The organism is Paenibacillus bouchesdurhonensis (assembly GCF_900155685.1).
GTDB lineage: Bacteria > Bacillota > Bacilli > Paenibacillales > Paenibacillaceae > Fontibacillus > Fontibacillus bouchesdurhonensis.
The window spans coordinates 3,549,045-3,561,282 of sequence record NZ_LT732548.1 but is presented as its reverse complement, the minus strand read 5'-3'; the positions used below and the strand labels follow the sequence as shown (position 1 = coordinate 3,561,282).

8 protein-coding genes are annotated in these 12,238 nt (G+C 47.6%); 7 read left to right on the top strand and 1 reads right to left on the bottom strand.

Annotated elements, in window-relative coordinates; all coding sequences use genetic code 11:
* Positions 1-17 precede the first annotated feature (17 nt).
* Complete coding sequence (locus CZ379_RS20020; protein ID WP_110933234.1) at positions 18-698, top strand: class I SAM-dependent methyltransferase; 681 nt, start codon at positions 18-20, stop codon at positions 696-698.
* A 122-nt stretch (positions 699-820) separates the two neighbouring features.
* Here the strand turns inward: CZ379_RS20020 and CZ379_RS27080 are convergent, their stop codons facing one another.
* On the bottom strand, positions 821-5,839 hold the full coding sequence (locus CZ379_RS27080) for a rhamnogalacturonan lyase family protein (protein WP_324616516.1): 5,019 nt from the start codon (positions 5,837-5,839) through the stop codon (positions 821-823).
* A 364-nt stretch (positions 5,840-6,203) separates the two neighbouring features.
* On the opposite strand from CZ379_RS27080, the gene CZ379_RS20010 reads away from it, so the two are divergent.
* The 6 genes from CZ379_RS20010 (at position 6,204) to CZ379_RS19985 (ending at position 12,221) form a co-directional block, all read left to right on the top strand.
* A complete protein-coding gene (locus tag CZ379_RS20010) occupies positions 6,204-6,668 on the top strand; it encodes a GNAT family N-acetyltransferase (RefSeq protein WP_110933233.1) in 465 nt (154 codons plus the stop codon).
* 298 nt (positions 6,669-6,966) lie between these two features.
* Positions 6,967-7,956: an LCP family protein gene (locus CZ379_RS20005; RefSeq protein WP_110933232.1), complete on the top strand. Its 990-nt coding sequence runs from the start codon at positions 6,967-6,969 to the stop codon at positions 7,954-7,956.
* A gap of 30 nt (positions 7,957-7,986) precedes the next feature.
* On the top strand, positions 7,987-9,150 hold the full coding sequence (ftsW, locus tag CZ379_RS20000) for a putative lipid II flippase FtsW (RefSeq protein ID WP_199925694.1): 1,164 nt from the start codon (positions 7,987-7,989) through the stop codon (positions 9,148-9,150).
* A 184-nt stretch (positions 9,151-9,334) separates the two neighbouring features.
* Positions 9,335-10,093 carry a class I SAM-dependent methyltransferase gene (locus tag CZ379_RS19995; RefSeq protein WP_110933231.1) on the top strand — a complete coding sequence of 253 codons (759 nt, stop codon included), beginning with the start codon at positions 9,335-9,337 and terminating at the stop codon, positions 10,091-10,093.
* Between the two features lie 34 nt (positions 10,094-10,127).
* Positions 10,128-11,126 (top strand): serine hydrolase domain-containing protein, encoded by a 999-nt coding sequence (locus CZ379_RS19990; protein WP_110933230.1) that lies wholly within the window; start codon positions 10,128-10,130, stop codon positions 11,124-11,126.
* 117 nt (positions 11,127-11,243) lie between these two features.
* The gene (locus CZ379_RS19985) at positions 11,244-12,221 is read left to right on the top strand and encodes a GNAT family N-acetyltransferase (protein ID WP_110933229.1); all 978 of its coding nucleotides are present in this window, start codon (positions 11,244-11,246) and stop codon (positions 12,219-12,221) included.
* Positions 12,222-12,238: the final 17 nt, after the last annotated feature.

The window sequence follows — 12,238 nt, the reverse complement described above, 5'->3', positions numbered from 1 at the left end:
ATGAGCGAGGGGGATTTATGGGAATCGAATGGTACGATATGATCGCTAGAAAAAATGGCGGGTACAAAAATACAGCAGTCTTTACGGTTGAGGGAGTTTCGGCCGAGGATAGGTTTGAACAACGCTTAATAGCGATGCTGCCTAATTTTAAGTCGGTTTTAGATGCGGGATGCGGGCACGGGGAGTTTACATTGAAAATGTCGAGCTATACCCCCTCCCTCGTAGGGTTGGATAATTCGATTGAAATGATTAAGATTGCTAAAGCTATTCATGAGGATAGCAAAGTAAATAACGTGTTATTCGAATACGCCTCAACAAAGACAGAGCTTCCATTCAAAGATCAGCAATTTGATTTGATCTATAATAGAAGAGGACCTACCTCCATTATCAACCATAGTAGAATTTTAGGCACAGGAGGAACGATCTTTGGAATTCACTCGGGCGCACTCGACACAGTTAAACAGCGATTAAGCAGCAACGGGTTTATTGGCATTGAGATTGAAGAATTCAATAGTGCTGTTCTTGCATTTCCAAACGAAATCGAGTTTGCTAAATTTTTGTCTGAAATCCCAGGGAATCCTGATTATACGGCTTCTAAATTAAGGCGAGAGCTAGATATTCAAATTGAGAATAATACTATAAACGGAAGAATAGCCGTACGCGAATATAGATACATATGGAAAGCAGTCAAACCATGAACCAATTGAGATTCAATATTGCTAAAAAAAGGGGTCGACCTGAATCGAATCGATTCGGATCGGCCCTTGTCATAGTGCAATACCATTAGGCGTCTAGCTCTCAGGAAAGTACTTCGCCCGTTTTATTTTACAGTAACCGTTAAAATATCGCTTTTCGTCATTCCGCTGCCGTTTTCCAGCTCGACTTGGTACTGATACACGCCTGCGGCTTTGCCTTCGATCTTAGTAACAGCCGATTGGGCATGTGGAGTAGAAGCGGTTAGAATCTGGGTATCGACCAGAACATCGTTTTCGTAAAGTCGGTAGACGGCGGCGTTTGTGCCCCACCATAAATCCATGGTCAACTGGTAGCTGCCATCGCCGTCCCAATTGTCGTCCGACAGTACCGGTTTGGCTGGTATCGCATGCTTCACGGTAACCGTTCTAGCTTCGCAAGCGGTCGTACCGAATTTATTCGTAAGTTCGCAGGTGTAGGTATAGATGCCGTTCGACCGACCCGTGATTTCCGTGGAAGCAATCTGTGTGGAAGGAGAATCGTCAATGAGCTTCTGCGTATCGATCAATTTTCCGTTCTCATAAAGCTTGTATTCGCTGCCGTTATTGCCCCACCACATATTCATGGTAATCGTAAAGTCGCCGTCCAGCAGCCCTGTATCGTAACCATTATTATCGCTTAATACCGGTTTGCCTGGAACGCCGGTTGCCTGAACGGGCTCCTCGGGTTCGCTTGGCGCTCCTACATAGCTGATCAACGGGGCTTTAGGCTGCTCCATGCCTTCTCCGAGGAAGAAGCCTGGATGCGGCGGCTGGTTATAGGCAACGTTTTGCCAGGCGACCCCGAGGCGATAGATCGGATCATGCATCAAGGTGCGCAGTTTATGCTCTGTTGGATTTACAGTGGTGTAGACGCGAAGCTCCGTGCTGTCTGCGGATCGCCAGATGACTTCTTCCCGCCAATCGCCGAAGATGTCAGCCTGCAGGGACGGATTCCCTTTGGTGTAGTTGTTCGATAAGGTGCCTTCGGCCGTTAGCAGGTTGAAGGTCGTCTTGTTCTTGTAATCCCATTTATCGATCGTGCCCGTACCTGTCTTGGTTTCGGTATTCCATTTATGGTCGAGCAGCTCGCGCAGCAGGTCGCCGTCCCACCAGACTCCGAAGTTGGCGGAGGATGGGATACTCTCGCTGATCAACTCGCCTCGCGCGCTGTATAGACCTGTAATCGGAATATGCTCCTCGTTCGTAATCGTCGATGCCCAAGCTTCTTCGCCCGGATAGTTCGGATCAATATCGGCGGTCATGCCGCGACCGGTATCCTTGCCCGTAAATACGCCCCAGAGGATTTCGCCGGTGGCCGCATCATGCATTTCCAGCCCGTACTTGGCACTTGTGCTCTCATGAACCCCGAACACCTCAAGTCCGGGACGAGTCGGGTCGAGATCCCCAAAGTGCAGGGCATCGCCATGGCCAAGCTCCGTGCTGTACAGAATTTTGCCATTATCATCTATCGTGATTGCGCCAAAAATGATCTCATCCTTGCCGTCATTGTCCACATCGCCGACCGACAGGTTGTGGTTGCCTTGGCCGACATAGCTTCCATTGCCTGCATCATTCGTATCAAAGCGCCATTGCTTCGTCAATTTGCCATCCTTGAAGCTGTATGCGGCAAGAACCGTTCGGGTGTAATAACCGCGGCTGAAAATAACGCTAGGATGCTCGCCGTCTAGATAAGCGACAGCGGCCAGGAAGCGGTCTACCCGGTTGCCATAGGTGTCGCCCCATGCCCCTACATCCCCGCGTGGCGGGTCGTAATTAACGGTAGACAATTCTGAGCCCGTCCTGCCGTCAAAAACGGTGAGGAACTCGTCGCCAAGCAGCACATAACCCGAGCTGTTGCGGTGATCTTTGGAAGCATCGCCAATGACCTTGCCTTGGCCGTCAACTGTTCCGTCGGCTGTCTTCAGGACAACTTCAGCTTTGCCGTCTCCGTCCAGATCATAGACCAGGAAGGGGGAGTAGTGAGCTCCGGCCCGAATGTTATGTCCTAAATGAATGCGCCACAGCCGTGTTCCGTCCAACTTGTAAGCATCCAAGTAGACCATTCCGGTATAACCGCTTTGTGAGTTGTCCTTGGCATTGGAGGGCGACCACATCAGTACGATTTCGTACTCGCCATCCCCGTCCAGGTCGCCGATGCTGGCATCGCCCGCTATATATGTGTAAGGCTGGCCGTCTTTCGTATAAGCATCAGCCGGTTTCTCGAGCGGGATCGAAAGATACTGCTGCTGCCATGCGCCAAACTCGCTGCTGGCGTCCTTTTCCTTGCCGTCCACGACCGGCGTTATTTTATATACGGAATGATCCTTGCCGTCCTTATCCGTGAAATTGGTGCTGTCTACAATCGGTTTCTTATTCAACTTGACTCCGTCGCGATATATATTGAAAGCGATATCGTCTGGATCCAGGCCGAGCATTCGCCAGCCGATATAGTTGCCGCCATTCGTTTTTACCGCCACAGGAGCCCGGTCTAAATACTCCATCTCGCGGTATAATGTCGTCACTGCTTCGGTCTTCAGCGCATCCGACATCGTGGAAATTCCGCCGGGATTGACCGAAGCGACTTTAAAGTAATAAGGGATGGTCGTAAGCACGGTGGTGTCCGTATAGGACGCCGTCTTTGTCTTGCCTATCAGCGTATATTCGCCATCCTTTTGGTCAGCACGATATACGTTGTAAAACCGCGCTTCTTCAACGTCATCCCAGGCGATCGCAACATCGTTCTTATGAATCGCTTGAACGCTTAGCGCGGTTGGCACCGGTGCCAGGGGATGGTTCGGATCGATCGTCGTTACGGCAAGTCCGTTTGAAGGAACGGATTCAAATCCGCCATTGTCGATCGAGGTTACGCTGTATACATAGCCCAGACCTACATCCGCCGTGGTATCGGTGAAGGAGGTGTCGGGCGTCTCTCCGATCAACTCAGGATGGGCTGCTCCTTCTGTTTGGCGATAAACTCGATATTTGGCCGTATCCGTTGTACTTGCTGACCAGGATAATTTCGCGGTGACAGGATCACTGACAAGCTCCAGCTTATCCAACTGTAGCGCATCCGGCGCAAGCAGGATCGGCGTGATTTCCAGCCCGTTGAGGTGTGCAGTCTGTCCGCTGAAGACCAGGTTCATTTGTCCATCGGTGACGGCGATTTGGTTGAACACCCTCTCGGCAATACTCTCTTTGCCGGAGGAGACTGTGCCGTAATCTTTTCCTTCGATATGGACATTGGTTCTCGTCGAGCCGATCCAATCTCCGGTGTACGTCTTGACAGAGTAGGAGCCGTTCGGCAGATCGACCTTGAACTCATAGCTTCCGCCAAAATAGATGACGAAATCCCGGCGCAGTTCATCCGTTGCGCTTCCCCGATCCCGATCATCCATGCCTACGCTGGAGGTTAGGCCGTAACCGAGCTCCGGCGTATACAGCGTCTGGCGTGTTACCTCCGTGTAGCCTTCGGCGACCGGAGCGCCGACAGGGCCGAAATCGTATTTGTACTGCGCGGATTTAGTTCCGATATTGATTTCATCCGAAGGCTCGGATTCCCCTCGTCCGTTAATGGCTGTAACGCGGACGGTATAGGCCGTGCCTTCTGTCATGCCGCTGACCGTAATGGACGGAAGAGTTGAAGTTCCGACCATCTTATAGGCGGATTCGGGTTCCGCTGCCAGCTTGCGGTACACCCTGTAAATTTCCGCGGTTTCAACCGCACTCCATTTCAGAATAGCACCGGCATTGCTAATACTGCCTGCTGTTAAGCCCTGCGGCTTGGAGGGAACATTCTCCGGCTGCTCGGTTTCTTTCACAGCGTTTGAGAGCGGCGATAATCCCAACTGCTGTATGCCGCTGGCAACGAGCTTGGCGATCTGGATCGCGCCGTACTCTTGAAAGTGAGTGTTGTCTACAGCGCCGTTAGGGAAGGCTTGGTATACTTCGGGATCGACATGCAGGAAAACGGAACGTGTCGCTTCCGGGCCGATGGAATCATAGTAAGCGACGCTTAGCGTACTTAAATCAACCAGGCTTACATCGAGCTCATTCGCAACTTCCTTCATGGATGCAACGTACTCGGGAAAGCTGACATTGAATTTGCCTGTCGTCTCATTAAAATCTCTCCGGCCGACGGGAGTAACAAGTATCGGGGTAGCTCCGCGCTGCCTAGCACCGAGAACGTAGAATTTTAGATAGTTTTTGAAATCCTCTGGCGAGGTATATCGCTCCGGCCTGCTGATTGTCGCATCGTTATGGCCGAATTGCACGAGCAAATAATCGCCGGGCCGAATATCCCGCAGAATTTCATCCAGCCGGCCTTCAAAGACAAATGATCTTGAGCTGCGGCCGCCGATGGCGCGGTTATCGATGTGAACATCGTCGGTAAAGTAGCGGTCGATCATTTGGCCCCAGCCTGCCTGCGGCTGCCAATAAGGATCATAGGTTTGAACCGTAGAATCGCTCGCCAGATAAGCAACAGGTATTTCCCCAGGCAGTCGTTCCTCTTGCTTACGAATGACAAGCGCATTCATATTCGGTGCCGTCCCCGTAAAGTCCAAATTCAATTGGCCGTCTATAAGTGCTATTTGAAAGTCCATCTCTAAATATTGTCCAGTCTGCTTGGCGGCTTGCTGCACTTTCTGAATGGTTTCCACGGAAATGGCAATATCGGTCGGCCCGTCTTCATCGCCTGCAATAAGAGAAATCGTATAGTCGCCGCTCGGAAGATCCACGATGAACGAAGTATCTTTAGGCACAACGAAATCGGATTTCAGCGGATGGGCTGTCCCGCGATCATGCTCGGAGACCATAGCCGGATCGGCGAAACCGTACCCAAGATCCTCGGAGTAAGGAGTAGCCGCTGTCACTTGCCTATAACCTTCATCCGCACTTCCTGGGCCGAAGTCGAAGCGGACCTCATCGCCAGCCAGCAATGAACCAGGAAAGTCGTAGACTGCGCTTGTGACGGTATATGAAGTAGGATTATCCAATGACTCCGACACATTTGCACGGGCATTTGATCCGAAGGGAAGTACAGAGGTAAAGAGCATAACCAAGATTAAGAAAATAAGGAATGGATACTTACACACGCTGCTTTTCATCAATTGCCATACCCTCTTTCTAAATATAGTCTAGTAAGATTCATGCATCTGTAAGCGGTTACAAGTGTGATTAATAAATCGCCCCCCCTTTGCTTTTATTTGATTTATAATTTTCCCCCTCTCCTGAAAATATTTGAAATATCTGTTAATTACAATTAAGATAATAGCATTTTTAATCGGTAATAAAGGTTCACAAAACCGTTATCTTTCCTTAAAAATCAGACTTTTTGGAAAGTTCTATTTTGAAATCGACGTTTCGAAAGAAAAGATACGGATTTTGATAAAGGGAGGATTTAGATATTCGGATCAAGTACAATAAAATCAGCGAAAGAAGCTAGAAGTGAATAAAGGGAGATTTTTATGCATGATGATTTCGATTGATTTACTTGAAAATATGCAGGATGCCCCATACGACTTATTATTTCTGGCCGATCCTTCCAAGGAGAATGTAAATGAGTATTTGCGCAGGGGACAATGTTATGTTGCCGTGAGCGAACGTGAAGCCGTCGGTGTGTTTGTACTAATGCGAACACGTCCAGGGACGATGGAGATCGTGAATATTGCTGTACGTGAAGAATATCAGGGCAAAGGAATCGGCAAGAGGCTAGTACTAAGCGCGATCGACAAAGCCAAAAAACAGCAAGCAGTCACCGTTGAAATCGGCACCGGAAACTCGAGTTTGAGCCAGTTGGGGTTATATCAGAAATGCGGATTCAGGATTACTGGGGTGGATCGCGATTATTTCATTAGACATTACGATCAAGCCATATTTGAGAACGGAATTCAATGCAGGGACATGATCAGGTTAAGTCTTGACAACTCTAAATAATGAAAATCGTAGTTGCGTTATAGTTTAACTAGCACAGAGAAGCCCTTCGCCATATGGCGAAGGGCTTCTCTTCATTTTGGAAAGCCAGCCAATACAACTGCTCAGCATTCAGCCGTCGGCTAATTCACTTTCGTAAAGAGATACAATATTTTTCCGCGTTTCAACATGATTTATCGCTCCTTCTTGTAAAGTGGTAATTCAACTCCAGTTCTTAACTTATTCATAACCCTTTCTGCTCCTTTGCAGGATAAAATGATGGTGCGTTCGCGGTATTTTTAAGTTTGGAGGATTCATAGTCATGATTAGAGCAGACAAGTCTCGGAAAAGAAGAAGGGGTTGGGGATGGAAGCTGGGCTTCCCCCTGGCAATTCTATTATTGATAGGCATAAGCTATTACGCTTATTCTTTCATTCATTTTGGACAACAAATTCAGAAGAAGCATGAACAAACGGCCGGGGAGGAACAGCAGCCAGAAGCATATAGCCTTCCGGAATGGGAAGGGGAAGAGCAATTAAATATCCTGCTGCTTGGCGGTGACGGGAGGCTGGACGAGGATCCTGGACGTTCAGATACGATCATGGTCGCTTCGATCGATCCTGTAAGGAAGACGGTTCACTTGTTCTCGATCCTGCGGGACACCTATGTCGAGATCCCAGGGCGCGGAATGAACCGCATTAATACCGCGCTTGCTTTTGGCGGAAAGGAAGGGCCGGAACTGGCGAGCAAAGTCGTAGGAGATTTACTTGGAATCCCTATTCATAATTATGTTTTCATAGACTTCGAAAGCTTCATTAAGCTGATTGACGCCATTGGCGGGGTAGACTTCTATGTTGAGAAGGATATGAAGTATACCGATACGGCGGATAATCCGCACTACCAGATTGATTTGAAGGAAGGGATGCAGCATCTCGACGGAAACAAGGCGCTGCAATACGTCAGATTCCGCAATGACGCTCTTTCGGACTATGCGCGAACAGAACGCCAACGCGAGTTCTTGAAGGCTGTTGCCAAGAAAATGAAAAATGTCGCAACTTTAATGAATTTGCCCCAGATATTAAATCAAATTGCTCCTTATGTGGAGACGAATATGGATTCAAGAACGATGCTTAAGCTAGCCGGGTTGTGTTACCAAATCAAACAGGATTCCATACATTCCTACCAGCTTCCGCCGCTGGACATGCTGCGTGAGGAGAAGATCAAAGGCGCATCCGTCATTACCGTCGACCAAAGTCATTTGCAGGATTATATGGAGGTGCTCTTATCCTCAAATTCGGCAGCGGCTGAATAACACGATTATTAAAGGACGAGGGGATTATCTTTGACGAATATCAGTCCAAGAGGCAGGCCGGATTTTATTCTGCTTATTCTAACGATTTTACTTGTAGGGATCGGGCTCGTTATGGTGTTTAGTTCTAGTTTCACAATGGCAACTTATAAGCATCAGAATGCATTGTTTTACATATTCAAGCAAGGATGGTTTGCCGCGGCCGGTCTATTCCTGATGCTGTTTATGATGGGAGTTCCTTTTAAACGGTGGAAAAATATCGCGCCAATCCTGCTGCTTCTTTCACTCATATTGCTGATTCTGGTGCTGATTGTCGGCGTTTCTATCAATGGCGCCAAAAGATGGATCATGCTAGGCGGGGTGAGCTTGCAGCCATCCGAGTGGACGAAGCTGTCCTTAATCCTCTATTTAGCGGCGCTCATTAGCAATAAGGGGGAGCGAATCAGGGACTTTAAAAAGGGACTGCTGCCGATCCTGGTCGTATCCGGTTTAATCCTCGTTTTGGTTATGCTGCAGCCGGACTTCGGCACGATGTCTATTCTCTGCATCATTACGCTGGCTTGTATAATCGTTGGAGGAGCTAATCTCCGCCATGTTTTATGGATTGGTTTAGGGGTTCTCCCTATTCTTGCATATATGGCCATCAGTAAAAGTTATCGTATTCAGCGGCTTACGTCGTTTTTAAATCCGTTGGTTGATCCAACGGATTCAGGTTATCAAGTTGTACAGTCGCTAACAGCCCTTGGCCATGGCGGATTTACGGGCACTGGGTTAGGTGGGAGCGTACAAAAGCTGCTTTATTTGCCCGAAGCGCATACTGATTTTATTTTTGCCATTATCGGCGAGGAATTTGGTTTTATCGGCTCCTTCTTGTTTATCAATCTGTTCTTTGGGTTGCTGTCGCGGGGATTTCTCATCGCCATAAAGAGCCAAGATTTGTTCGGATTGATTACGGGCATGGGAATAGTCACTATGATTTTTGTTCAATTTGCCCTCAATGTCGGGGCGGCAGTCGGTATATTGCCAGTTACGGGCGTCCCGCTTCCATTTATTAGTTACGGCGGGTCCGCGCTGCTTACGAATATGGCTGCTGTGGGATTACTGCTGAGCATATCTCGTGAAAACAATCGGCTTCGTGCAGAACGAAAAAACCGGAAAAGCCTTAAAAAACGCACTCAGCTAACGCTTATTAAGTAACTTTTCTATATAATAGAAGAAGCTCAAACTAGAACATGCCTTAGCCTGAGATAAGACCAATCTGCGGGTTGGGGCATGCCCTGCGAGGAAACGCTGAAAAAGACCCGGGTGGCTATGTAATGTTTTTTTGGCGGGAGAACGAAGCAGAGAATGTTTAAAGCAAATAATAGATGGGAGCGAGGATATGCTTAACTCTTATGGAGAACTATGCACAGAGGTATACGAGCTAAGTAAGCCTGTTGGATATTCATTTGGCGATATTGAATACTATGCAGAGAGATTGCAAGAAATTCAGGGGAAAATACTAGAAATAGCCTGCGGCTCGGGACGAGTCTTGATTCCGCTGCTGTCGTCAGGGCTTAAAGTCGAAGGGATCGACAACTCGCTTTTTATGCTGGAAGCATGCCGGAGGAAATGTGGAGAGCGAGGGCTCCGGCCTCGATTGTTCGAAGGCGATATGCGTCAGTTTAATTTAGAAGATGAATATGAAGCGCTTATTATACCAGGGGGATCTTTACAATTAATCGAGTCAAGAGCCGATATTGAAAATGCGCTGAAATGCTACTATGACCATTTAGGGGCTGGAGGCATGTTTATAGCCGATATTTTTTTGGAGACGGATTTTGAAATAAACACCGTGAAGACGCGCCTATGGGAAACCGAGAATGAAGAAACTATTACACTGGAAGAGAAACGAATTGAGGTTAACTTAATCGAGCAGAGAACCGTATCTCTCTTGAAGTACGAAAAGTGGAAGGATGGCCATCTGATCCAATCAGAGCTCCAACGTTTTCCTTTGAGATGGTATGGCGTACATGAGTTCAGAATGATGCTCGAAAAGGCGGGTTTCAGCGAAATCGTTATATCGGGAAATTATGAATACGGCGCGGCACCTGAGCACGCAGAGCACATGATCACCTTCGAGGCTCGAAAAGGAGTTTAGCTGAAAGCAGCATCTTTTAGTTAGGGGTAGAATAATGAACTCATCTTTTAATCCATTGAATTCTTATGTACTGGGCATTCAGAAGCAGATTCAATGCACGGCTGCTGCAGCCTACGTAATCCAGGATGACCGCGTAGTCAACGAGTGGTATTCGGGGAGACATAGTGAATCCGGCTTTTCTCGAAAAGTGGGTGCTGCGTCCCAATTTAACGTTGCTTCTGTAAGGAAAACATACCTTGCTTTTGCGATAAGCTTGCTTGTCGAGAAGGGGCTGCTACAGCGAATCGACGATGAAATCAGCGATTATTTACATACGCCTCCCGAAGGCTTGACTGGAGTGTCCATCCGCCATTGCTTAACGCATACGCACGGATTAGAGAGCGATGAAGGGAAGCTGATCCGAGCCTTTTTACCCGGCAGGGACTGGGCTTATAATAATGTGGGCGTAGCGCTTCTTACGGAAATGGTGGAGAATGTGACGGGAAAATCGCTGGCTGAGCTTATGATAGACGAAGTGTTTGAGCCGATGGGACTGAAAGAGACTGGATGGCGAACGAAGTATCAGGAGCCTTTGATTTACAATTACTACGAGGTCGAGGATAACTGGGTTGGGCCCAATAATAGTCCGGCAGGGGATCAGAGCAATCTCTTTGTCAGCGCCCGAGAATTAGCAGCATGGGGAAACATGCATCTTAATCAAGGTAAAATACGCGGCAAGCAAGTTTTTCCGAAATCTGTTTTTAATCGAATAACCAGCCAGCAGACGCCTGCAGCATTACCGTCGCATTTGCCTAGGCATGGGTTTATTTGGTGGCTGCAAAGCGAAACATCCTTAAATCAAATAGGTCATTATGCACCGTCAGGAGCATTCCAGGTTCTTGGGATTACCGGTTGTGCCTGCCTCGTAATACCTGAATATAGAGCCGTTGCCGTACGAATGTATAATGCATTAAGCAATCCGGATGGATATGATTATTTACAGGATATTAAACAATTCGGAAACCAAGTAATCGAAGCTTTGCAAGGAAGTTGAAATTATAAATTTGGAAAAAATGAATATATATGATCAATCCCTTTTCCAGTATGATGAGCTCCGTTAATATGAAGTTAGAATTTAAATACGAATTGTTAAATCTTAAGGAGTGTATCCATGAAATTTTCCATTCGCGAAATTCGAACTCCCGATGACTACGCTCAAATTGCAAAACTATTAAACAGCATGTTATCCGAAGAGACCAGCGCGGAAATATTAGCAGATGAGGATGCAAAAATACCAGCCAAAGGCATGCTCCATAAGAATGAGCGCGGATGGTTGGCGGGCTTTGATCGGTACCGGATAGTAGCTGTTGATGTTCAAGGTAGCATCCTAGGATATGGAATTTCGTGGAGAGCGCCCTGGACAGCAGAGGGCGAACTCAATCACAGCTTGGTCGTGGATCCGAATAGCCGCAATCAGGGGATAGGCCGGCAGCTTTACAGCACCCTGGAGAAATGGGCACAAGCCCATGGAGCCAGCAAGTTGAATTATGAAGTAAGCGATGACGAGGAGCATTCCCTTGCATTCGCGAAAAAACAGGGGTATGAGATTGAAAGACATACCTTCGAATCCGTCTTGAAACTGACAAGCTTTGACAGAGCATTACTCCATACTAGCCCTGTTCCTTTGTCCATTGTTCCGTTTTCGGAACTCGGGGATCCAGACAAAGAGAACAAGCTGTACGAATTATATAAAGAAACCTCGTTCGACATCCCGGGCTTCACGGGAGATTACTTTGATTTTCATGAATGGAAGAAGTGGACGCTTGATTTGCCCGGCTCCAAACCGGAGTATGTATTTATTGCGTTGGATCAGGATAAGTATGTGGGAGTAGCCCACTTGCTGTTCCGCGAAACAACACAGAGCATGTATCACGAATACACCGGAGTAAGAAGAGCGTATAGAGGACAAGGCCTAGGGATGGCATTGAAACTCAAAAGCATAGAGCTCGCTTTACAGTTGAATATTGCATATTTACGTACAAATAATGATTCTCTCAATATTCCGATGTTGAAAATCAATCGAGATGATTTAGGGTTCACCGCCGTGCCAGGAGATTATAAAATGGTGAAGAAAATATCGATTCTATAACGTCAGATCATCTATCC

Bases quoted from the DNA above. Each gene is read 5' to 3' on its own strand.
- CZ379_RS20020 (WP_110933234.1), top strand. From the start codon at position 18: ATGGGAATCGAATGGTACGATATGATCGCTAGAAAAAATGGCGGGTAC.
- CZ379_RS27080 (WP_324616516.1), bottom strand. From the start codon at position 5,839: ATGAAAAGCAGCGTGTGTAAGTATCCATTCCTTATTTTCTTAATCTTG.
- CZ379_RS20010 (WP_110933233.1), top strand. From the start codon at position 6,204: ATGATGATTTCGATTGATTTACTTGAAAATATGCAGGATGCCCCATAC.
- CZ379_RS20005 (WP_110933232.1), top strand. From the start codon at position 6,967: ATGATTAGAGCAGACAAGTCTCGGAAAAGAAGAAGGGGTTGGGGATGG.
- CZ379_RS19995 (WP_110933231.1), top strand. From the start codon at position 9,335: ATGCTTAACTCTTATGGAGAACTATGCACAGAGGTATACGAGCTAAGT.
- CZ379_RS19990 (WP_110933230.1), top strand. From the start codon at position 10,128: ATGAACTCATCTTTTAATCCATTGAATTCTTATGTACTGGGCATTCAG.
- CZ379_RS19985 (WP_110933229.1), top strand. From the start codon at position 11,244: ATGAAATTTTCCATTCGCGAAATTCGAACTCCCGATGACTACGCTCAA.